Here is a 22,942-nt window from a genome sequence, read left to right as displayed (position 1 = left end):
GCGGGGCGGAGCGCGATTCGCACCCCTGTGGGTGAGTGGCCGTATGCGGGCCGGCGCCGGTCAAGCGGGTGATCCGGCGGCGCGCAGGGCGGTCGCGACGTCGCGGCGCCGCTGGTCCGACACGGCTCCGGCGGCCCGGAGCAGCAGCGGCACGAGGCGCCGGGGACCGGGCTCGGCGCACTGGGCGGTCTCCTCGGGGGTGCGGACCCTGACGTAGGTGTCCAGCAGTGCGCGCGCCTCGCGGTCCCGGCCCGCGTCGAGCAGGCCCAGCACCGCCCGGCCGATCTCGCCCGGTGGGCGGGCGACGCCCTGCCGCAGGACCTGCCGGCCGTCCTCGGTCCGTCCGGCCGCGGTCAGCGCGTCCGCGGCGGCGACCAGCCGCCCGGCGGGCAGGCAGGCGGCCTCCCACAGCAGGGTCTGCCAGTCGGCGTCCAGCCCGGCCCGGTGGAGTTCGTCGGCGAGCAGGGGCAGGCGGACGGGGTCCGCGTGGGCGGCCTCGGCCAGCAGGGCGTGCGCCTGCCCGCTCCGCCCCTCGCCGCGCAGCCGGGCCAGTGCGGCCGCGACCTCCCCGGCCTCCTCCCGCGCGCCCGGGGGGACCTCCTCCTCCGCCTTCTGCCGGGGTTCGGCGAGGTCCTCCGCCACGACCCCGGCGAAGCGGGCCCCGCGGGGTGTGCGGGCGCCGGCCGGGCCGGTAGGCGCTAGCCCCGGTCCGGCGGCGTCCGCCACGGCGACGGCCTCGTCCTCGGCCTCGGCCATCCCGGCGAAGCGCGCGCTGCCGCGCCGCCGCCTACGGGGCCGGTCCTCGCGCCCGGCCCCGGCCGACGAGCCCCGCGGACGCCGCGCACCGTCCCCACCCCCGGAACCCTCGTCCGGTCCGCCCCCGCCGTGCGCATGCACCCCCGCGGCCCCCGCTTGCGCGCCCTGGCCGTGCGGGTACACGCCGGCAGGCCCGGCCGCCTCGCCCCCGGCCTGCGCATACACCCCCGCTGCCCCGGCCTGCGCAACCCGGCCGTGCGGATACACCCCAGCAGACCCGTCCACGTCGCCCCCGGCCTGCGCATGCACCCCTGCGGCCCCGGCCTGCGCGACCCGGCCGTGCGGATACACCCCAGCAGACCCGTCCACCTCGCCCCCGGCCTGCGCATGCACCCCTGCGGCCCCGGCCTGCGCGCCCCGGCCGTGCGGATACACGCCCGTGGGCCCGGCCTGCGCGACCCAGCCGTGCGCATACACACCCCCGGCCCCGGCCGCCGCGCCCCCGGCCTGCGCATACACCCCTGCGTCCCCGGTCTGCGCGCCCCGGCCGTGCGGGTACACCCCTGCGCCCTCGGTCCCGGCCGCCTCGCCCCCGGCCCTCGCGGTCGCGTCGGCCGCTCCGGGCGGCTCGGTCCCGTCGTGCAGCCCCGCGGCGGTCATGCGCGCGCGCAGTTCCTCGCAGCGGGCGTCGGCGCGGTCGTGGTCGTCCTCGGCCCAGGCCAGGTCCCGGGCGAGGGCGTCGGCCAGGTCGCGCGTGGGGGCCGCGGCCAGCCTGCGGGCGAGGGCGGCCCGGCGTTCGGCGGCGGCGCGCTGTGCGCGGAGCAGCACGTCGAGACGGTGGTGCAGGGCGTCCCGGGCGCCCGGGACGCTGTCGCAGGCGCGTAACGCGGCCGTGTGCAGGGCGCGCAGCCGTGCGCTCTCCCCGGCCGCCGCGTCCGGCCCGTACCTCGCGGCGAGATCCCCCAGCAGCGAGTCGACCACGTCCCAGGGAGGCACCTCGCGCCCGTCGAGGCAGGCCCGCATGCCCTCGGGGTCGCGCTGCCAGAACACCGCGCACCAGCCGCCGTGAGGGTCGAGACGGGCCAGCAGCCCGTCCAGGTGGTTCGCGAACTCCCGCACCGCGCCGGGGAGTTGTTCCGCCGTCATCATCCCACCCCCGCCCGACCGGAGCACTCCGCCCCGTAGGCAACACCAGTCGTGTTACGGCGGCGCTACGGAGAGTTTTCCGCTGCGGGGCGGCTGACCCCGGGGCGGCTCAGACGGGCACCGGCGAACACTGCCCGACCAGTTGGTCCATCGACAGCCCGAGGACCCCGGCCAGGGCGGCCACCGTGAAGAAGGCCGGGGTCGGGGCCCGTCCGGTCTCGATCTTGCGGAGGGTCTCGGCGGAGATCCCGGCGCTCGCCGCGATCTCCGTCATGCTCCGCTCGCCACGCGCCTCACGCAGCAGCCGGCCCAGCCGCTCGCCGCGTTCGCGCTCTTCGGGGGTGAGAGGGGTGCGCACCATGCCCCCATTCTAATACCGGTATAGTAATTGGCATGGTGGAGCTGAAGACAGACACATCGATCGACGCCATGTACGAGGCGGGCCAGGTCGTCGCCCGCGCGCTGACGGCCGCGCGGAAGGCCGCCGGCGTGGGCGTGACCCCGCTGGAACTCGACGAGGTGGCGCACGACGTCCTGCGCGAGGCGGGCGCGTCCTCGCCGTTCCTCGGCTACCGGCCGTCCTTCGCGCCGACCCCGTTCCCCGCCGTCCTGTGCGTCTCGGTCAACGACGCGATCGTGCACGGCGTCCCGACCCGCGACCCGCTGCGCGACGGCGACCTCGTGTCCCTCGACTTCGGCGCCGAACTGGGCGGCTGGGTCGGCGACTCGGCGCTCAGCTTCGTCGTCGGCACCCCGCGCCCGGCCGACCTGCGCCTGATCGAGACCGCCGAGCGGGCGCTCGCGGCCGGCATCGAGGCCGCCGTGGTCGGCAACCGCATCGGCGACATCGCGCACGCGATCGGCACGGTCTGCCGCGCCGCGGGTTACGGCATCCCCGACGGCTTCGGCGGCCACGGCATCGGGCGGCGGATGCACGAGGACCCCGGGGTCCCGAACGAGGGCCGCCCGGGCCGCGGCATGCGCCTGCGGCACGGCATGGTGCTGGCGATCGAGCCCATGGTCGTCGCGGGCGGCACGGACCACTACCACGCGGCTCCCGACGGCTGGACGCTGAAGACGAACGACGGCTCCCGCGCCGCCCACGCGGAGCACACGGTGGCCATCACGGACTCCGGCCCGAGGATCCTGACCGCCCGCTGACCACCGGCTGACCACCGGCTGATCGCCCGCTGACTGCCCGCTGACCGCGCTGATCGCCCGCCGGCAGCGCCCCTTTCACCCCGGTTCATCCCGCAAGGTGCCCCTCGTCGGCGATCGTGCGAAGGTGTTCTACGAGCGCGCCCCAGGTGTAACGGGCTGCCACCCGGGTTACCCGACCCCGGCACGTCGACCAGTGAGGGCGTCCCCCGCCCGGGCGCCGGGGACGCCGGGAACGGAAGGCCCATGAGCAGCGGCTTCACCAGCCCGGAGGGCTACGGCTCGGACCCCTTCGGAGAATTCCTCGCACGCTTCTTCGGCGGACCGCGTCCGGGGCCCCGGCAGATCGATCTCGGCCGGCTGCTGAGCCAGCCGGCCCGGGAGCTCGTGCGCGGCGCCGCCCAGTACGCCGCCGAGCACGGCAGCCGGGACCTGGACACCCAGCACCTGCTGCGGGCGGCGCTCGCCACCGAGCCCACCCGGACCCTCCTCACCAAGGCCGGCGCCAACCCCGACTCGCTCGCGTCGCAGATCGACGAGCGGTCGGGCCCGGCCCAGCACACCCCGGACGACGCCCCGCCCCCCACCGCGCTGTCCCTCACCCCGGCCGCCAAGCGGGCCCTGCTGGACGCGCACGACATGGCCCGGGCCCGGGGCTACGGCTACATCGGCCCGGAGCACGTGCTCAGCGCCCTGGCCTCGAACCCGGACTCCGCCGCCGGGCACATCCTGAACGCGGCCCGCTTCGCCCCGACCGAGCCCGCCGAGGCGCCGGAGGCACCCCAGGCCGAGCGGCCCCGGCCCACCAACACGCCGACCCTCGACAAGTACGGCCGCGACCTGACGGAACTGGCCCGGCAGGGCCGCATCGACCCGGTGATCGGCCGGGACGAGGAGATCGAGCAGACCGTCGAGGTCCTCTCCCGCCGCGGCAAGAACAACCCGGTCCTCATCGGCGACGCGGGCGTGGGCAAGACCGCCATCGTGGAGGGGCTGGCGCAGCGCATCTCCGAGGCGGACGTGCCCGACGTGCTGATCGGGCGCCGGGTGGTCGCCCTGGACCTGACGGGCGTGGTCGCGGGCACCCGCTACCGGGGTGACTTCGAGGAACGGATGAACAACATCGTGGGTGAGATCCGCGCCCACTCCGACCAGTTGATCATCTTCATCGACGAGCTGCACACGGTCGTGGGCGCCGGGGCCGGGGGTGGCGACGGCGGTTCCATGGACGCCGGGAACATCCTCAAGCCCGCGCTGGCCCGGGGCGAACTGCACATCGTGGGCGCCACCACACTGGAGGAGTACCGCCGTATCGAGAAGGACGCGGCGCTGGCCCGGCGTTTCCAGCCGATCATGGTGCCCGAGCCGACGCCCGCGGACGCCCTGGAGATCCTGCGCGGCCTGCAGGACCGCTACGAGGCCCACCACCAGGTCCGCTACACCGACGACGCGCTGGTCGCGGCCGTGGAGCTGTCCGACCGCTACCTCACCGACCGCCGGCTGCCCGACAAGGCCATCGACCTGATCGACCAGGCCGGTGCGCGGGTGCGGCTGCGGGCCCGGACCAAGGGCACGGACGTGCGGACCTTGGAGCGGGAGCTGGAGCAGCTGACCCGGGACAAGGACCAGGCGGTCGCGGACGAACAGTACGAGCAGGCCACGCAGTTGCGGGACCGGATCGTCGAGCTGAAGCAGCGCATCACCGAGGCCGGCGGCGACGGCGAGGTCGACGAGGGCCAGGACCTGGTGGTCGGGGCCGAGGCGATCGCCGAGGTCGTGTCGCGGCAGACCGGCATCCCGGTCAGCAGCCTCACCCAGGAGGAGAAGGAGCGCCTGTTGGGCCTGGCGGAGCACCTGCACCAGCGGGTCGTCGGCCAGGACGAGGCGGTGCGGGTCGTCGCGGACGCGGTGCTGCGCTCCCGGGCGGGCCTCGCCGCGCCCGACCGCCCGATCGGCAGCTTCCTGTTCCTCGGCCCGACCGGCGTCGGCAAGACCGAACTGGCCCGGGCGCTCGCCGAGGCGCTGTTCGGCAGCGAGGACCGCATGGTCCGGCTGGACATGAGCGAGTACCAGGAGCGTCACACCGTCAGCCGGCTGGTCGGCGCCCCGCCCGGATACGTCGGCCACGAGGAGGCCGGCCAGCTCACCGAGGTCGTACGGCGCCACCCGTACTCGCTGCTGCTGCTCGACGAGGTCGAGAAGGCGCACCCGGACGTGTTCAACATCCTGCTCCAGGTGCTCGACGACGGGCGGCTGACCGACTCCCAGGGCCGCACGGTGGACTTCACCAACACCGTCATCGTGATGACCAGCAACCTCGGTTCGGAGGCGATCACCCGCCGCGGCGCCACCCTGGGCTTCGCCTCGGGCGGCGCCGACGCCGACGAGGAGGCCCGCCGGGAGCAGATCCTGCGTCCGCTGCGCGAGCACTTCCGCCCGGAGTTCCTCAACCGCATCGACGAGATCGTCGTGTTCCGCCAGCTCAGTACGGAGCAACTGCGCCGGATCACCGACCTGCTGCTGGACCGCACCCGCTCCCTCGTCCGGGACAAGGGCGTCACCGTCACCTTCACCGACCGGGCCGTCCAGTGGCTGGCCGAGCGCGGCTACCAGCCGGAGTACGGCGCCCGCCCGCTGCGCCGCACGATCCAGCGCGAGGTCGACAACGAGCTGTCCCGGCTGTTGCTGGACGGCCGGGTCGACCAGGGCGGTGGGGTGACGGTGGACGTGAGGGACGGCCACCTGGCCTTCGAGACGCAGAGTCCGGCAACGCCGTCCTAGGGGCGCGGGGAGCTGCGCGAGCAGCCCCCACGCGCCCGCGCCCGGCGACTCAGCGCGCGGGCCGCACCACCATCGCCGATCCCCCACCGCGCCGCACGGTCTCGGCGGCCGCCAGCCACTTCCCGTCCGGCAGCCGCTGGACGCCCGTCGCGGCGCCGATCTCCGGGTTCGCCTTGAAGGAGTGCCCGATCGCCTCGAGTTGCTTCCTGACCCCGCTGTCGAGCCCCGGTTCCAGTTCGGTCTGGGCCGCGTTGCGCTGACTGGCCCGGGGCGCGGCGATCGCGTCGACGAGCGGCAGCCCGCGGTCGAGGAACCCGGTGAGCGTCTGCAGCACCGTCGTGATGATCGTCGCCCCGCCCGGGGACCCCAGGGCGACCACGGGCCGGCCGTGCCGGTCGAGGACGATCGTCGGCGACATCGAGGAGCGCGGACGCTTGCCCGGGCCGGGCAGGTTCGGGTCGTGCACGGCGGGGCTGGCCGGGCTGAAGGAGAAGTCCGTCAGCTCGTTGTTGAGGAGGAAGCCCCGCCCCGGCACGGTGATCCCGCTGCCGCCGGTCTGCTCGATGGTGAGGGTGTAGGAGACGACGTTGCCCCACTTGTCGGCCACGGTCAGGTGCGTGGTGCTGTCGCCCTCGTAGGTCGTGGGCGCCGCGGTGCCGCCGGCGTCGCACCGCTGGGGCCGGCGCGGATCGCCCGGCGCCACGGGGCTGGTGAGCACCGCGTCGTCCTTGATGAGGCAGCCGCGCGAGTCGGCGAACCGCTGCGAGAGCAGTTCCTTCGTCGGCACGTCCTCGAAGGCGGGGTCCCCCACCCAGCGGCCCCGGTCCGCGAACGCGATCCGGCTCGCCTCGATGTAGCGGTGCAGGTACCGCGCCTTGCTCGCCTTGGACAGGTCGGTGCGCTCCAGGATGTTGAGCGCCTCGCCGACCGTGGTGCCACCGGAGGAGGACGGCGCCATGGAGTAGACGCCGAGACCGCGGTACGAGGTCTTGCTGGGCGCCTGGAAACGCAGCCGGTACTCCGCCAGGTCCTTGGCGGACAGGTCGCCCGGCCGGGCGTTCCAGCCCGAAGCGGGGTCCACCGGCGGCTTGTTGACCGTGTGGGCGATCTCCCGCCCGAGCCGGCCGTGGTAGAGCGAGCCGACGCCCTTGCGGGCCAGCTCGGCGTACGTGCGGGCCAGGTCCGGGTTCTTGAAGGTGGAGCCCACCACCGGCAGCCGTCCGCCCGGCAGGAACAGCTCGGCGGTGTCCGGGAAGTAGCGGAAGCGCGTCTCGTTGGACGCCGTCTGCGAGCGGAAGGTCTCGTCGACGGTGAATCCGTCGCGGGCGAGCCGTTCGGCCGGCTTCAGGACGGTGGACAGCCGCTTGCTGCCCCACCGGTCGAGGGCCGCCTGCCAGGTGGCGGGCGTGCCGGGCGTGCCGACGCTCAGACCGCTGCTGACGGCCTCGGCGAAGGGGATCGGCTTGCCGTTCTCGGTGAACAGCTTCTCGTCGGCGCTCAGCGGCGCGGTCTCGCGGCCGTCGATGGTGCGCACCGTGCGGGACCGGGCGTCGTAGTGGACGAAGTAGCCGCCGCCGCCGATCCCGGCGGAGTACGGCTCGGTGACGCCGAGCGCGGCGGCCGTGGCGACGGCCGCGTCGACGGCGTTGCCGCCCTTGCGCAGCACCTCGATGCCGGCGGCGGAGGCGTCCGGGTCGACGCTGGAGACGGCGCCGCCGTAACCGACGGCGAGGGGCGTCTTCTGATCCCCGGAGCTGTGGGCGGCGGGGGGCGCGGCCGCTCCCAGCGAAGCCACCACGGCGGCCGAGACCGCCAGGACCGTCAGATTCCGTGCGACAGGGCGACGCATCCGCACCTCCAGGCAAAGAACAGTCCGCGCAGCTTAATTCATCGACATGGCCGCGTCAGGCAGGCGTCGAACACCGGTGCGTCGGGCCCGCTACCATGCGCGCCCATGAATGACGACGTGCGCAACATCGTCCTGGGCGTGATAGCGGCCGGCATCAGCGCCGCGCTCGGCTGGGTGGCCCGCACCTACCTGTACAAGCGCCGGCTGCGCCGCAAGCAGGGGTTCTTCGGGCTGCCCGACAACTCCGAGTCCCTGCTGGTGGTCAACCGCAACGCCGGGGGGCCGGAATTCGCGGTGATGCGCTACGACGTGTTCGCGCTGCTGGAGCTGGCCGCGCTGATCAAGGACTGCAACGCGCACGCGCAGATCCTCCCGCACGACACGGCCCGCCAGGGCTTCGGCGAGCGCACCGAGTTCTGCGTCGGCGGTCCGGCCTCCAACCGCCGCATGGCCGCGCACCTGTCCTCCCTGCTGCCCGGGGTCCGGGTGAACGTGGACGCCGAACCCGGCCCGGACCGCGGCTCGTTCCTGGTGGGGCAGGAGCACTACCGGATGGACGGCGGCCGCGAGGAGTTCGCGCTGCTCGCCCGGCTCACCGCGGAGCGCAGCCAGAACACCCGCCCGGTGTTCCTCTTCTGCGGCCAGAGCGCGATCACCAACCAGGCCACCACGCGCTACCTCGCCCGCAACTACGAGCAGCTGGCCCGCAAGTACGGCGACAGCTCCTTCGTGCTGCTGCTCAAGGTGATCAACTCGCAGGCCTACGGACCGGACGTGGTCGAACTGGTGGCGGACGTGACGCGGGCGGCGCAGACACCGCAGCCCGCCGCGGCTCCACGCAACGGACACCGCGCCTCCTGAAGTCCTCCACTTATCAACAATCGTTACTGGCACGTAACTTACCGACGGGTTACCTCTGGTAAAGCCCCGAGGTTACCGTTCGGTCACTTTGCACTGACACGAGTGAGGAGTGACCGTGGGACCCCACCGCAAGGCCCTGCGCACCACCGCCGTAGGCGCCGTCTCGGCGACCCTCGTCGCCGGTACCGCCCTCGGATTCGCCCCCACCGCCCAGGCGGCGCCGCAGCCCGTCCGCTTCGTCGACATCGCGGGCGAGGGCGGCACCGTCCTCAAGGCCAACGTCGTGACCCCCTCGCAGGCGGGGGCCACCGGCCGGTACCCCCTGCTCGTCATGCCCACCAGCTGGGGCCTGCCGCAGATCGAGTACCTGGCGCAGGCCCAGAAGCTCGCCGACTCCGGGTACGTCGTGGTCACCTACAACGTGCGCGGCTTCTGGCAGTCGGGCGGCGAGATCGAGGTGGCCGGCCCGCCCGACGTCGCCGACGCCTCCAAGGTCATCGACTGGGCCCTCGCCCACACCCCCGCCGACCCCGCGCACGTGGGCATGGCCGGCGTCTCCTACGGCGCCGGCATCAGCCTGCTCACCGCCGCGCACGACGAGCGGGTCAGGGCCGTCGCCTCGCTGAGCGGCTGGGCCGACCTCATCGGGTCCATCTACGCCGGGCGCACGCAGCACCTGCAGGCGGCCGCACTGCTGGACGGCGCGAGCATCGTCACGGGCCGTCAGGGTGCCGAACTGCGCACCGTCTTCGACGACTTCTACAGCTCCAACCTGGCGAAGGAACCGGACCTCATCGCCTGGGGGAAGAAACGTTCCGCTGTCACCTACGTCGACCGCATCAACCGCAACGGCGCCGCGATCATGCTGGCCAACGCCTGGGGCGACTCGGTCTTCCCGCCCAACCAGTACGCCGACTTCTACGAGAAGCTCACCGGCCCCAAGCGGCTGGAGATGCGACCCGGCGACCACGCGACCGCCGAACTGACCGGCCTGTTCGGGCTGCCCAACGACGTGTGGGCGAACACCGCGCGCTGGTTCGACCACTACTTGCGCGGCGAGGACAACGGCATCGACCGCGAGGCGCCCGTACAGCTCAAGTCCCGCTCGCAGGGCGCCTACGAGGGGTATCCGGACTGGAAGTCGGCCGGCGCGACCGAGCGGAAGATCGCCCTCGCGAACTCCCGGACGATCCGGGCCGACGTCAACTCCGGTGCGGACGGCGGGGTCGTCTTCCTGTCCAGCATCCTCGACCAGGTGGCCCAGCTGCCCCCGATGGCCTCCATCCCCCTGCTCCCCCGCCGCTGGGCCGCCGTGTGGCAGTCCGAGAAGTACGCAGCGGCGCAACAGGTGCGGGGAACGGCCCGGTTGCACACGACCCTCACCCCGACCAAGGAGAGCGGCACCCTCGTCGCGTACCTGTACGACGTGGGGCCGCTCGGCCTCGGCAAGCTGGTCTCCCACGCGCCGTACACCTTCCACGGGCGCACCCCCGGGAAGCCGTTCGGCGTCGACCTGGAGCTGTACTCCACGGCCTACGACGTCCCGGCCGGGCATCGCCTCGCCCTGGTCGTCGACACGGTCGACCCGCTCTACATCGAGCACAACCCGTCCGGCGCGCAGCTGACCTTCTCCTCGCCTGCGAACGACCCGTCGTACGTGTCGGTCCCGCTGCGCGAGCAGTGATCTCCGGCTGCCGCCGGACGAGCATGGCCGATGTGAACCGCCGCCCCCGTGGCCTGCGGTCCGCGAGGGGCCGCACCCGGTGCGGGCCCCCGCGGACCGGGCGGGCGGTCCGGTCACCCCGGACGGGATCGGCGGCGTTCGAAGTCCCCCTCTCCGACAGGGATGAAGGGCACATCGTAGTCGAGGTCCCCCGCGGGGAACCGTCCGGTGCCCGGCCGGTCAGTGCTTGAGGATCTTGGAAAGGAAGTCCTTGGCGCGGTCGCTGCTGGGGTTCGTGAAGAACTCGTCGGGCGTGCGGTCCTCCACGATGCGGCCGTCGGACATGAACACGACTCGGTTGGCGGCGGACCGGGCGAAGCCCATCTCGTGCGTGACGACGATCATCGTCATGCCCTCCTGCGCGAGTTGCCGCATGACCTCCAGCACCTCGTTGATCATCTCCGGGTCGAGGGCCGAGGTCGGCTCGTCGAAGAGCATGGCCTTGGGCTCCATGGCCAGGGCACGGGCGATGGCCACGCGCTGCTGCTGGCCTCCGGAGAGCTGCGCCGGGTACTTGTCCGCCTGGTCGGCGACGCCGACCCGGTCGAGCAGTTCGTGCGAGCGGCGGTCGGCGTCCTCCTTCTTGCGGCCGCGGACCTTGACCTGCCCCAGGGAGACGTTCTGCAGCACGGTCTTGTGGGCGAAGAGGTTGAACGACTGGAAGACCATGCCGACATCGGCGCGCAGTCGCGCCAGGGGTTTGCCCTCCTCGGGCAGCGGCTGCCCGTCGAGCACGATCTCCCCGGACTCGACGGTCTCCAGGCGGTTGATCGCCCGGCACAGCGTGGACTTGCCCGATCCGGACGGGCCGATGACGACGACGACCTCCCCCCGGCCCACGGTGAGGTTGATGTCCTGCAGGACGTGCAGGTCCCCGAAGTGCTTGTTGACGTCACGCAGCTCGATCAGCGGATCGACGGCCATACTCAGCCCTACTCACTCTCAGCTGTGTGGTGGTTGCCGCAACGTATCCAGGCCGGATCGGGCACGCGGGGCGACACGCACCTGTCGATCATTAGCCGTATTTACGCCGTACTTCGGGCCGAGGCCCGGGGCCGCGGCGCTCACGACTCGGCCACCTCCGCGTACAGCTGCGACAGCTCGGGCACGCCGTGCGCGGCCCACTCGTGCCCGGAGTCCACCACGTCGAACTCCCGGCCGGAGGCCAGCCGTACGACGGGCTGCCCGTCGGAGCGGAACTCCCAGGCGGCCCCCGTCACGGTGCGCACGATGACGGTGCCCAGGTACAGCCCGGCGTCGTTGCCCAGCCAGGACAGGGTCTCCTCGTCGTCCCGCCAGCCCGGGACCAGTTGGTCCAGTGCCTCCAGCGAGGCCACCGAGTCGTCCAGTGCGACCCCCGCCCGGGCCGCCTGGTTGCGGAGCAGTTCGCACTCGGCAAGCAGCTCCGCGATGCCTGCCGGATCGGGGAACCCGGCCTTCCGGCGCCGGTGGCCCAGGAAAGGGATGTTCATACGTCCAGCGTGTCATTCGTACCGCCGTACGCACCACAGGGCGCGCGGACCCGCCGGTTCCGGCCATGGTCGAACCCGGTGCCCGTGACGCGCGTTGACGAGTCCCGCACGTCTCCCTACGTTCACCGTGCGCCTTGCGCCCCGTGCGTCGTTACACCTTCAGTTCGTCCGTGCGTTTCGTCCTGTCGTGCCCTGAGCCGATGAGCGGGAGGTGCCTGCCGTGCGCCGTGCCGTCCGGGGGATCCTGGTGGTCCTCACCTTGTGCGGGTCGTTGGTCCCCGCCGTCTCGGCGCGGGCCGCCGAAGCGGGGCGGGCCGTGCCCGTGCCGCTGGAGCGGCTCTTCGACAACCGTACCGTCAGCGACGACAGCCGGCCCGCGGCGGCCGACTTCGACGGCTCCGGGGCCTCCCTGTCGGCGCGTGACCTGACGGCGGCGGGCTGGACGCCCGGCCGCGCCCTGACCGTCCAGGGAGCCCGGCTGACCTGGCCGAAGCGGCGGCCCGGGGAGCCGGACAACGTGCGCGCGGCCGGGCAGGACGTCCGGCTCGGCGGCCGGGGCGACGCCCTCGCCTTCCTGGTCGCGGGCACCGCCGGCCGGCCGGTGGGCGGGGCGGGCACGGTCGCGTACGCCGACGGCACGCGGTCCGGCTACCGGCTGACCGCGCCCGACTGGCGCACCGGGCCGCTCGCCACGAAGGCGGTGGCCCTTCCGCACATCAACACGCCCGCCGGCCGGCTCACCGAGCGCGCACGGCTGTACGCCGTCACCGTCCCGCTGATCCCCGGGCGGGCGGTCTCCTCGGTGCGACTGCCGCGCGCGTCCGGGCTGCACGTCTTCGCGCTGTCGGTCCGGACGGCCGCACTGGGCTGGACCGGCAGCTGGGGCACCTCCACGGGCGGCTACGGCGCGGGCGGCCCCTGGACGGACCGCACGCTGCGGCTGGTGGTGCACACCTCGGCGGGCGGCTCCCGGGTGAGGGTGCGGTTCGACAACACCTTCGCCGCGGCGCCGGTGAGGATCGGCGGGGCGACGGTGGCCGTGCGGGCGTCGGGCGCCGTCCCGCGGGGCGCACCGGCGCGGCTGGCCTTCGGCGGTGCGGCCGGTGTGCGGATCCCCGCCGGGGCGCAGGCGTACAGCGATCCGCTGCGGTTCACCGTCCCGGCCGGCGCCAACCTGCTGGTCAGTCTCCACCTGCCGGGCACGGTCACGGCGGCGCCCGTGCATCGGCTCGCGCGGCAACGGTCCTACGTCAGCGAGCCCGGGGACCACACGGCGGACGGCTCGGCGGGGGCGTACACCTCGGAGGTCACCTACTGGCCGCTGCTGGCAGGTGTGGACGTGAGCGGCGGCCCCGGGTCCGTGGTGCTGTTCGGGGACTCGATCACCGACGGTGAGAGGTCCACCGCGGACGCGAACCGGCGCTGGCCCGACGTGCTGGCCGGCCGGCTGCTGCGGCAGCACGCCGTGCCGCGCTACGGCGTGCTGAACCAGGGCATCTCGGGCAACCGCGTGACCGGTGACCGGTATCCGGGTGACGGGGTGTCCACGGACGCCGCCGGGGTGAGCGCCCTGCACCGCTTCGACCGGGACGTCCTCGCCCAGCCGTCGGTCCGGACGGCCGTCGTCTTCGAGGGCGTCAACGACCTGCGGTGGGGCACCTCCGCGGAGCAGGTGATCGCCGGGCTGCGCGAGCTCGCGGACCGGGGGCGCGCCCGGGGGGTGCGGATGCTCGCGGCGACGATCCTGCCCTGCGGCGGCGAGGCACGCTGCACGGCCGCCGTGGACGCCGAGCGGCTGGCGGTGAACCGGTGGATCCGCCGCGGCGGGGTCTTCGACGGCGTGCTCGACTTCGACGCCGTCGTGCGCGATCCCGCGCGCCCGTCCCGGCTGCTGCCCGCGTACGACAGCGGGGACCACCTGCATCCCGGCGACACGGGCCTGGCGGCCCTGGCGGACTCCGTCGACCTCGGGCTGCTGCGGCCGTAGGCCGGTCCTGCCGCGGGAGAGGTCCTAGACGTCCAGGTCCACCACGACCGGTGCGTGGTCCGAGGCGCCCTTGCCCTTGCGCTCCTCGCGGTCCACGTACGCGTCGCCGACGGCCTTGGCGAACGGCGCGTTCGCGTACACCAGGTCGATGCGCATGCCGCGGTTCTTGGGGAAGGCGAGCTGGCGGTAGTCCCAGTACGTGAAGGGCTGGTCGTACTTCAGGGGGCGCGGGACCACGTCCGACAGGCCCGCCTCGCGCAGGGACGCGAGGGCGGCGCGCTCCGCCGGGGTGACGTGGGTGGAGCCCTCGAAGACGGCCCGGTCGAAGACGTCGTCGTCGGTCGGCGCCACGTTGTAGTCGCCCATCACGGCGAAGGGACGGCTGCCCGCGGCGTCACCGGCGACGGCGGCCTTGAGGGCCTCCAGCCACTGGAGCTTGTAGGCGTAGTGCGGGTGGTCCACCTCGCGGCCGTTCGGCACGTAGACCGACCAGACGCGGACCGGGCCGCAGGTCGCCGCGATCGCGCGGGGCTCCACCGAGCCGTCGAAACCCGGGTCGCCGGGCAGACCCTTCACGACGTCCTCGATGCCGACGCGCGAGAGCACCGCCACCCCGTTCCACCGGCCGGTGGCGTGGACCGCCGACTCGTAGCCCAGCTCGCGCAGCTGCCCGGACGGGAACTGCTCCTCGGAGACCTTGGCCTCCTGGAGGCACAGCACGTCCGTGCCGCTGCTCTCCAGCCAGGCCAGGAGCCGCGGCAGGCGGGCGGTGATCGAGTTCACGTTCCAGGTGGCGATGCGCATGCCCCACAACCTACCCGGCGGGTACGACAACGCCGCCCGGCCCCGTCAGACCTCGGCCGACTCCCCGGGCGCCAGCCGCAGGTGCTCCGAGCCGCCGAGCTGCCCGATCTGCCGGTCGTAGATGGGGCGGGCCAGGTCGGTGAGCAGGGCGTCGTGGACGTCGTAGGCGCGCTGCGGGCGCACCTCGCGGACGTAGTCGATGACCTCGGAGATCTTGTTCCAGGGGGCCATGACGGGCAGCAGCAGCGTCTCGACCGGTCGGCCGGGCACGGTCAGGGCGTCGCCGGGGTGGAAGACCGTGCCGCCGTCGACGAGGTAGCCGACGTTGGTGATGCGCGGGATGTCCGGGTGGATCACGGCGTGCAGTTCGCCGTGCACCTCGACGTCGAACCCGGCGGCGGTGAAGGTGTCGCCGTGGCCGACGGTGTGGACGCGGCCGGGGAACGCCGGGGCAAGCTTGTCCGCGACGGACTTCAGCGTCCAGATCTCGGTGCCCGGGTCCGCCTCCATCGCCGCGCGCAACCGGGCCTCGTCGAAGTGGTCGGGGTGCTCGTGGGTGACGAGGATCGCGTCCGCGCCGAGTGCCGCGTCCGCCTCGGTGAAGCCTCCGGGGTCCAGGACGAGACTCCGGCCGTCCTTCTCGAGGCGGACGCAGGCGTGCGTCTTCTTCGTGAGCTTCATGCTCTCCATCCTGCCTCCGGGCCCCCGCGGGAGGTCACTCCTGGGGGGTGGTCTCCTCGCGGACGACCTGCTGGGCGACCTTGAACGCGCGGTTGGCCGCGGGCACACCGCAGTAGACGGCCGCCTGGAGCAGCACTTCCCTGATCTCACCCGGGGTGAGGCCGTTGCGCAGGGCGGCCCGGACGTGGACGGCCAGTTCGTCGAGGTGGCCGCCGGCGACCAGGGCGGTGAGGGTGACGCAGCTGCGGGTGCGGCGGTCCAGACCCGGGCGGTCCCAGACCTCGCCCCAGGCGTAGCGGGTGAGGAGTTCCTGGAAGTCGCCGGAGAACTCGTCCGCTTCCGCCAGCGCCCGGTCGACGTGCGCGTCGCCCAGGACCTCGCGGCGCACCTTGATCCCCGCGTCGTAGGGGTCGGGCCGGCCCTGCTCCTGGGGGGCCGCTGCGGCCGGGGCGATCTCGGCGATCGGGCCGGTCTGCGCGGGCTGCGGCGGGGCGGCGGACACGACCGGGCGGAGGGCGGCGGCCGTGGGCAGGGCCGTCTGCCCGGTGGAGGTCTCGAAGGCGGGCTGCCAGGCGGTGGAGAAGTGCCTGACCAGCAGATCGGTGACGGCCGCCGGCTGTTCGACCGGCACCAGGTGGGAGGCGCCGGGGACGACCGCGAGACGCGCGTCCGGGATGCCCGCCACCAGGGTGCGCGCCTCGGCGGGCCCGGTGATCTGGTCGTCCGAGCCGACCAGGACGAGCGTGGGCACGCCGATCCGCCCCAGCTCGGGCCGCACGTCGAACGAGGCGAGGGCCTCGCAGGCGGCGATGTAGCAGCCGGGGTCGGTGGTGCGGACCATCTGCACGGCCCACTCGGTGATCGCGGGCTGCGCGGCGGCGAACCCGCCGGTGAACCAGCGCTCCGGCGCGGTGCGGGCGATGGGGTCGAGGCCGTTGGTGCGCACGATCACGCCCCGCTGCCGGAACTCGTCGGCGGTGCCGAAGCGCGGGGAGGCCGCGATCAGTGCGAGGGAGGCGAGCCGTTCGGGGTGGCGCAGGGCCAGCTCGATACCGAGGGCGCCGCCGAGCGCGCAGCCCGCGTAGCCGAAGCGCTGCACGCCGAGCCCGTCGAGGGTGGCCAGCAGCCGGGTGGTGAGGTCGCCGACCGAGTCCGCCGGGTACGCCGGTGCGCCGCCGTGCCCCGGCAGGTCGAACCGGACGACCCGCCACTGTCCGGCCAGCTCGGGGATCTGCCGGTCCCACATGTGCCAGGTCGTGCCGAGCGAGGGGCCGAGAATGAGGACGGGGGCGTCCTCCGGCCCGTCACAGCGGTATTGCAGGGTGTTCGGTGGTGTCGCGCTCACCCTTCCGAGCCTCTCATCCGTCGTCGGGGCCCCGGCAGCGGGGGCCGGTGTGCGAACCGACCACATCGTGCCACGGGGGCGGAAACGGCACGGCCGGCTCCGGGACGAGCCCGGTCAGCCGCCGGTGCCGGCGCGCGGGGTGAGGGCGTAGTCGAAGGCCAGGGTTCCCGGGTCGAGGGCCGTCGCCCCTCCGTCGACGGTGAGCACGGCGCCGTTGACGTAGGACGCCGCGGGCGAGAGCAACCAGGCGATCGCCCGGGCGACTTCGCGGGGCTCACCGGGGCGGCCGAGGGGCAGGGGCCTCGTCACCTCCCGGTAGGCCGCCTCGATGCCGCCCTCCCCCAAATCCGCCTCCTCGGCGAAGCGCGCCATGCGGCGGTCGGCCATCTCGGTCCTGACCCAGCTCGGGCACACGATGTTGGCCCGCACACCGTCACGGCCGTGGTCGACGGCGACGGAACGGCACAGCTGCAGCAGCGCCGCCTTGGACACCGCGTACGGGGCGTTGCCCGGACCGTTGAGCAGGGCCGACACCGAGGCGACGGCGACGACCGCTCCCCGTGACGCCAGCAGATGCGGGATCGCCGCCCGCAGGAGCAGCAGGGGACCGGTGACGTTGGTGCGCATCACCTCGTCCCAGTCCGCCATCGACAGCTCCCCGACCGTGCCGCCGCGTCCGATGCCCGCGTTCAGCACCAGCCCGTCGACGCGCCCGTGGGCGTCGAGCGCCGCCCGGACGAGACCGTCGGCGGCCTCGGGGTCGCCCACGTCGGACGGATACGCCAGCACGCCCGTCTCCTCGGCCAGACGCCGCAGCGGCGCGGCCCGGCGTCCGCCGGCTACGACCTCGTGCCCCTCCTCCCGCAACAGTCGGGCGGTGGCCTCCCCGATGCCGGAACCCGCACCGGTGACGATCACAACTCGCTCGTCCGTCAAGGTCGTTCAGCCCTTCAGTGCGGATCGTGGCAACGGACCGATCGTAGACGGGCCGTCGGACCTCGCGTCCGTCAGACGTCGCCCGGTGCGCCCAGGCCGGTCAGGGCTCCGACCGGATCCAGGTCCGGGGTGCCTCTGGGCCACCAGTCCTCGCGGCCCGGCTCGGACTCGTACGCGTACCACAGGCCGTCCCGGCCCAGGCGGAGCTGGAGGTGACCGCGGGGGTGGGTCAGGTGGTTGCGCCAGGGGCGGAAGGCCGGCAGGTCCGCGGCGAGGAGCAGCGGCCGGGCCCGGTCGAAGCGGCCGGCCGGTGGGTCCCACGGTTCCTCCAGCACGGCCAGGCCTTCCGGCCCGCCCTGCCGCCAGGCGGCGACCGCACGGGCCAGGTCGGCGACCGAGCGGCCGGCCGCCGAGGCCAGCGAGGAGTACAGCGCCCGGCTGCCCGCGGTGAGCCCGGAGCCGGGACGGGCCGCGGCCAGGCGGACCGCGTCCTGCCAGAAGGTCAGCCCCCCGACCGGGTCCCGGCCGGTCGTGAGCAGGGCGTGCGCCCGGGCGGCGGCGTCCGTGGCGAGCTGGTCGAGCGCGAAGGGGTCCGGCCCGCCCGGGGACGCCGGGTACGCCGGGGGCTGTTCCGGGTGCGGGGGCACGGGCAGCGGGGCGGGCAGGTGCGGGCGGGCGCCGGCCGCGAGGACCTCGGTGGCCCGCACGCCCGGTGTCGGCGCCGGGCCCCTGTCCTGGGCGGCGCGTGCGGCCCGGGTGGCACTCAGCCGGGACAGCGCGTCGAGCAGCTCGCGCTCGCCCCGGCCGCGCAGGAGCAGCAGCACGAACGGGTCCGCGTCGAGCAGCCGGGCCGTCTGGTAGCAGAGGGCGGCGGCGTGTTTGCAGGGGTGGCCGCGGTCGGGACAGCTGCAGTGCGGCTCCAGGTCGCCGGGGCCGGGCAGCAGGGGTACCCCGCAGTCGGCCAGGGACTGGGGCATCTCCTTGTCGAGCAGCGCCGCGATGTGCCCGGGGCGGTCGGCTGCGGCGTCCAGGAAGCGGTCCCAGTCGGCGTCGCCGAGCGTGCGCAGCCTGACCTGGACGCGGTACGGGCGCGGGCGGCTGCCCTGCACGTACGCCAGCACGAGCCCGGGTGTCACCGTGATGGCGTCGACGTTCCCCTGCTCGGCGTACCCGCGGCCGCGCTCCAGCCGCTTGCCGTCCAGCGCGCCCTGTTCCAGCGCGGTGACCCAGGCGTTGCCCCACCAGCTCGCGGCGAACGTCTCGCCCTCCCGGGGCGGGAAGGGCGGGAAGGTGCGGCGCAGGTCGCTGTCGCGGTTCGGGGCGGCCATGGAGCGGCGCGAGCCCGGCCCGGACGGGCCGGAGGGCCGGGGTGCCGCACCCACCGAAGCGCCGGGCCGGGTGTGCGGCGGCTCGGGAGCGGTGGAAGCGGCGTGCCCGGTGACGGACGATGCCGGGCGGCCCCCGGTGAGCGGATCTTCCGGCGCGTGGGGGCGGGCGTAGGCCGGGGCCGCGGGCGGCACGGGCACGTCCTGGTCGTCGGGGTGGGGAGCGGAGTGGGTCTCCCGGGGCACCGAGGCGTTGCCTACCCCGGGCGCGGTGTCCGCGTCGGCCTCCGGCATGTACTGCGGGCCCGGGTTGTCCGGCGGGACCGGGTTGCCCGGCACGTCCGGGTTGACCGGCAGGTCCGGGTTGCCCGGCAGGCCTGGATGGTCCGGCAGGCCTGGATGGGCCGGCTGACTTGGGTCGTCCGGCTGACCTGCGTTGTCCGGCTGACCTGGGTTGTCCGGCTGACCTGGGTTGTCCGGCTGACCTGGGTTGTCCGGCTGACCTGGGTTGTCCGGCGAGGCCGGCTTATCTGGCGAGCCCGGCTTATCCAGTGAGCCCGGCATGTCCGGCCGATCTGATCGGTCCGTTCGACCCGGCCGGTCACCGTGTGGGAGGTCCGACTCCCGTCCGTCCGGCACGTCAGGTCGGTCCGGCAGGTCCGGCACGTCCGGCAGGTCCGGCAGGTCCGGCAGGTCCGGCAGGTCCGGCAGGTCCGGCATCCGGAAGGCGTCGGACAGCAGCTGCCGCACGTCACGCGTGCCCGGCCCGTCGGCGTCCGTCCGGGCGCGGCGCACGGCCGCCACCCTGTCGTCGACGGCGCTCTGCCGGGCCCGGCGCCTGCGGCGGGCGCCCTCGCGTTCCGTCTCCTGCCGGGCCCTGCGTGCCTCGTCCCGCGCGGCGCGCAGCGCTTCGCGCGCCACGTCCCCCGCACGCGGCCCCGTCCCGGCCGGCTCATCACCCCGCCCGGACGTGGCCCGCTCGCCCTCCTCGGCCCGCTCTTCCGACGCACTCCCCCGCGAACCCTCCCCCTGCGCCCGCAGCGCCTCGCGCGCCACGTTCGCCGGGCCGCGGTTCTCCCCGCCGGTGTCGGCATCGGTGTCGGTGTCGCCGGGCCGGGCCGGGTCCTGGGTCGCCGCCCGGTCCCGGGCCGTGCGTTCCCGTGCCTCCCGCAGGGCCCGGCGTGCCTCGTCGGCGGGGCGGGCGCTCACCGCAGGCTCCCCGGGATGGTGACGGGCTCGAGACGGGGCGTCATGCCGTCCTCCGCAGGGACACCAGGTCGGACAGCTCGCGGTCCGTCAGTTCCGTGAGGGCCGACTCGCCCGAGCCGAGGATCGCGTCGGCCAGGGCGCGCTTGGCGTGGAGCATCTCGGCGATGCGGTCCTCGACCGTGCCCTCCGTGATGAGGCGGTGGACCTGGACGGGCTGGGTCTGGCCGATGCGGTAGGCCCGGTCGGTGGCCTGCTCCTCGACGGCCGGGTTCCACCAGCGGTCGAAGTGGACGACATGGCCGGCGCGCGTGAGGTTGAGGCCCGTGCCGGCGGCCTTGAGCGAGAGGACCAGGACCGGGACGGAGCCGCTCTGGAAGCGGTCCACCATCCGTTCCCGCTCCGGGACGGGCGTGCCGCCGTGCAGGAGGTCGACGGGGACCGCGCGGCCCGCCAGGTGTGCGGCGATCAGCCGGGCCATCCCGACGTACTGCGTGAAGACCAGGGCGGAGCCGTCCTCGGCGAGGAGGGTGTCGAGCAGTTCGTCGAGGAGGGCGAGTTTCCCGGAGCGGGCGGCGAGCCGGTCGCCGACGGGCGTCTGCTCCTCCTTGAGGAACAGCGCGGGGTGATCGCAGATCTGCTTGAGCGAGGTGAGCAGCTTGAGCACCATGCCGCGGCGCGCCATGCCCTCGGCCGTCTCGATGGCGAGCATCGACTCGCGCACCACCGCCTCGTACAGCGCCGCCTGTTCGCGGGTGAGCGGCACCGGGTGGTCGGTCTCGGTCTTGGGCGGCAGCTCGGGCACGATCCCCGGGTCGGACTTCTTGCGGCGCAGCAGGAAGGGCCGCACCAGGCGCGCGAGGCGCTGGACGGCCTCCTCGTCCTCGCCGGTCTCGACCGCCCGGGCGTGCCGGGCGCGGAAGGACTTGAGCGGGCCGAGCAGGCCGGGGGTCGTCCAGTCGAGCAGGGCCCACAGCTCCGACAGGTTGTTCTCCACGGGGGTGCCGGTGAGGGCGACCCGCGCGGGGGACGCGATGGTGCGCAGCGCCTTGGCGGTGGCGGAGTAGGGGTTCTTGACGTGCTGGGCCTCGTCGGCGACGACCATGCCCCAGTCCCGGTCGGCCAGGGCGGGGGCCGCCGAGCGCATCGTGCCGTACGTGGTGAGGACGAAACCGCCGTCGAGGCCGTCCAGGGTGCGGTCGGGGCCGTGGTAGCGGCGCACGGGCACGCCGGGGGCGAAGCGGGTGATCTCGCGCTGCCAGTTGCCGAGCAGCGAGGCGGGGCAGACCACGAGGGTCGGCTCGGGGCGGGCCCGCTTGAGGTGCAGGGCGATGAGCGTGACGGTCTTGCCGAGGCCCATGTCGTCGGCGAGGCAGCCGCCGAGACCGAGGGAGGTCATCAGGTCGAGCCAGGCCAGGCCGCGCAGTTGGTAGTCGCGCAGGGTGGCGTGCAGGCCGGGGGGCGGGTCGGCGGGGGCGATCCCGGCGGTCAGCCGGTCGCGCAGGGCGGCGAGGGCGCCGGCCGGTACCGCCTCGACCGTCTCGCCGTCCACCTCGGCGGTGCCGGTGAGGGCGACGGACAGCGCGTCGACCGGGTCGAGCAGGCCGAGGTCCCGTTTGCGGGCCTTGCGCACGAGCGCCGGGTCGACCAGCACCCACTGGTCGCGCAGCCGGACGACGGGGCGGTGGGCCTCCGCGAGGGCGTCCATCTCGGCGTCGGTGAGCGGGTCGCCGCCGAGCGCGAGCTGCCAGCGGAAGGCGAGCAGGTCCTCGCTCTCGAAGAAGCCGGTGCCGTCGGTCGCCGAGCCGGGCGCGGGACGCACCACCGCGGCCGCGGACAGGTCCTGGGCGAGGTCCCTGGGCCAGTGCACGGCGACCCCGGCAGCGGCGAGCCGGGTGGCCGCGACGCCGAGCAGGTCGCTCAGTTCGTCCTCGCTCAGGGCCAGCACGTCGGGGACGTCCTGGTCGGAGAGCCGGTCCAGCGGGGGCCAGATGCGCGCCGCCCGGCGCACGGCGAGGGCGGCGTCGACGCGCGCGCGGGGGCCGAAGGCGTCGTCGGCCTCGCCCGCCCACAGGGCCGCCGCGTCGGCCACGAGGGTGGGGTCGGCGAGGCTGTGCACCTGGACGATCGCCGCCCCGGCGCTGCGGCCGCCGCCGCCGGGGGTGTCGTCGAACAGGTCGTACGCCGAGAGGTCCAGGCGGAGCGAGATCCGCACGCCGGCGTCCATGCCGGCGGCGACCTCGGCGGCCCAGTCGTGGGCGGCGGGGAGGTGCTGGGCCTCGCGGGCGGCGAAGGGCCGGCCGGTGGTGTGGGGGGCGGCCGGGGTGCGGGGCAGGGTGTCGGCGACGGCGTCCAGGAAGGCGCGGACCAGGGCCTCGGGTTCGGGCAGGTGGAGGGCGCCGGGGCCGGGCAGGGGGACGGCGTGCCCCTCGGGGGGCAGGGCGGCGGCCACGGCGCGCAGGTGGGCGATGTCGTCCGGGTCGAGGGGGCCGGCGCGCCAGGCGTCGTGCCCGGTGGCGGTGAGCCCGGGCAGCAGCCGGCCGCGGGCGGTGAGCCGCAGGGCGTGCAGGGCGGCGGCGCCCCAGCAGGCGGTGGCGGGGTGGGCCGCCGGGTCGTGCCGGGCGCGCACGAGCAGCGGCAGGGCGGCCTCGACGGGAAGGGACAGCGCGGGGACGGTCCGCCGCCGCACGCCCGTGCCGTGCCGGCGTACGACGGTCAGCTCGGTGCCGGCGCCGGGCAGGGGCTCGCCGTCGGGGTCCCAGAAGGCCACGCGTCCGTCGCGAGGGAGGGGCGCGGGCAGGAAGACGGCCGGGAGCCGCACCGGAACCACCTCTTCCGCCGCCTGCTCCGTCTGCGTCACGGCCGTGCCGCCCATACTTCCTGTCACCTCCCGCCCCGGTGCCGGATCACTC

Annotated in this window: 16 protein-coding genes; 5 read left to right on the top strand and 11 right to left on the bottom strand. The window is 74.6% G+C overall.

The window, feature by feature from the left end:
* Window positions 1-60: 60 nt before the first annotated feature.
* Complete coding sequence (locus ACZ4M5_RS01260) at window positions 61-1,905, bottom strand: hypothetical protein (RefSeq protein WP_467731803.1); 1,845 nt, start codon at window positions 1,903-1,905, stop codon at window positions 61-63.
* A gap of 106 nt (window positions 1,906-2,011) precedes the next feature.
* On the bottom strand, window positions 2,012-2,263 hold the full coding sequence (locus tag ACZ4M5_RS01255) for a helix-turn-helix domain-containing protein (RefSeq protein ID WP_467731801.1): 252 nt from the start codon (window positions 2,261-2,263) through the stop codon (window positions 2,012-2,014).
* A gap of 32 nt (window positions 2,264-2,295) precedes the next feature.
* Between ACZ4M5_RS01255 and map the strand changes: the two genes are divergently transcribed.
* Window positions 2,296-3,063, top strand: coding sequence for a type I methionyl aminopeptidase (map, locus tag ACZ4M5_RS01250; RefSeq protein WP_467731799.1), 768 nt, complete (start codon window positions 2,296-2,298; stop codon window positions 3,061-3,063).
* A gap of 243 nt (window positions 3,064-3,306) precedes the next feature.
* Window positions 3,307-5,841: an ATP-dependent Clp protease ATP-binding subunit gene (locus ACZ4M5_RS01245; RefSeq protein WP_467731797.1), complete on the top strand. Its 2,535-nt coding sequence runs from the start codon at window positions 3,307-3,309 to the stop codon at window positions 5,839-5,841.
* Between the two features lie 49 nt (window positions 5,842-5,890).
* Here the strand turns inward: ACZ4M5_RS01245 and ggt are convergent, their stop codons facing one another.
* Entirely contained in the window at window positions 5,891-7,690 is a 1,800-nt protein-coding gene (gene ggt / locus ACZ4M5_RS01240) for a gamma-glutamyltransferase (protein WP_467731795.1), read from the bottom strand.
* A gap of 105 nt (window positions 7,691-7,795) precedes the next feature.
* On the opposite strand from ggt, the gene ACZ4M5_RS01235 reads away from it, so the two are divergent.
* Together ACZ4M5_RS01235 and ACZ4M5_RS01230 are read left to right on the top strand one after the other, a co-directional pair.
* Window positions 7,796-8,551, top strand: a complete 756-nt coding sequence (locus tag ACZ4M5_RS01235; protein ID WP_467731793.1) for a hypothetical protein — start codon at window positions 7,796-7,798, stop codon at window positions 8,549-8,551.
* Window positions 8,552-8,666: 115 nt separating this feature from the next.
* Complete coding sequence (locus ACZ4M5_RS01230) at window positions 8,667-10,235, top strand: alpha/beta fold hydrolase (RefSeq protein WP_467731791.1); 1,569 nt, start codon at window positions 8,667-8,669, stop codon at window positions 10,233-10,235.
* Between the two features lie 219 nt (window positions 10,236-10,454).
* On the opposite strand, the gene ACZ4M5_RS01225 is transcribed toward ACZ4M5_RS01230, so the two are convergent.
* The gene (locus ACZ4M5_RS01225; RefSeq protein WP_467731789.1) at window positions 10,455-11,198 is read right to left on the bottom strand and encodes an amino acid ABC transporter ATP-binding protein; all 744 of its coding nucleotides are present in this window, start codon (window positions 11,196-11,198) and stop codon (window positions 10,455-10,457) included.
* A 140-nt stretch (window positions 11,199-11,338) separates the two neighbouring features.
* Entirely contained in the window at window positions 11,339-11,746 is a 408-nt protein-coding gene (locus ACZ4M5_RS01220; RefSeq protein WP_467731787.1) for a DUF6278 family protein, read from the bottom strand.
* A 220-nt stretch (window positions 11,747-11,966) separates the two neighbouring features.
* On the opposite strand from ACZ4M5_RS01220, the gene ACZ4M5_RS01215 reads away from it, so the two are divergent.
* Complete coding sequence (locus tag ACZ4M5_RS01215) at window positions 11,967-13,733, top strand: SGNH/GDSL hydrolase family protein (protein WP_467731785.1); 1,767 nt, start codon at window positions 11,967-11,969, stop codon at window positions 13,731-13,733.
* 24 nt (window positions 13,734-13,757) lie between these two features.
* Here the strand turns inward: ACZ4M5_RS01215 and ACZ4M5_RS01210 are convergent, their stop codons facing one another.
* The 6 genes from ACZ4M5_RS01210 to ACZ4M5_RS01185 form a co-directional block, all read right to left on the bottom strand.
* The gene (locus tag ACZ4M5_RS01210; protein ID WP_467731783.1) at window positions 13,758-14,537 is read right to left on the bottom strand and encodes an exodeoxyribonuclease III; all 780 of its coding nucleotides are present in this window, start codon (window positions 14,535-14,537) and stop codon (window positions 13,758-13,760) included.
* 45 nt (window positions 14,538-14,582) lie between these two features.
* The gene (locus ACZ4M5_RS01205) at window positions 14,583-15,218 is read right to left on the bottom strand and encodes an MBL fold metallo-hydrolase (protein WP_467731781.1); all 636 of its coding nucleotides are present in this window, start codon (window positions 15,216-15,218) and stop codon (window positions 14,583-14,585) included.
* 34 nt (window positions 15,219-15,252) lie between these two features.
* Window positions 15,253-16,563 (bottom strand): bifunctional 3-oxoadipate enol-lactonase/4-carboxymuconolactone decarboxylase PcaDC, encoded by a 1,311-nt coding sequence (pcaDC, locus tag ACZ4M5_RS01200; protein ID WP_467731779.1) that lies wholly within the window; start codon window positions 16,561-16,563, stop codon window positions 15,253-15,255.
* Between the two features lie 114 nt (window positions 16,564-16,677).
* Window positions 16,678-17,499: an SDR family NAD(P)-dependent oxidoreductase gene (locus ACZ4M5_RS01195; protein WP_467731777.1), complete on the bottom strand. Its 822-nt coding sequence runs from the start codon at window positions 17,497-17,499 to the stop codon at window positions 16,678-16,680.
* 71 nt (window positions 17,500-17,570) lie between these two features.
* The gene (locus ACZ4M5_RS01190) at window positions 17,571-20,033 is read right to left on the bottom strand and encodes an SWIM zinc finger family protein (protein ID WP_467731775.1); all 2,463 of its coding nucleotides are present in this window, start codon (window positions 20,031-20,033) and stop codon (window positions 17,571-17,573) included.
* Between the two features lie 40 nt (window positions 20,034-20,073).
* Window positions 20,074-22,905: a DEAD/DEAH box helicase gene (locus ACZ4M5_RS01185; RefSeq protein WP_467731773.1), complete on the bottom strand. Its 2,832-nt coding sequence runs from the start codon at window positions 22,903-22,905 to the stop codon at window positions 20,074-20,076.
* Between the last annotated feature and the right edge of the window lie 37 nt (window positions 22,906-22,942).

The organism is Streptomyces sp. NPDC026246, assembly GCF_055567995.1.
The sequence above is the reverse complement of the archived record's forward strand: the minus strand, read 5'-3'. Positions and strand labels throughout refer to the sequence as shown.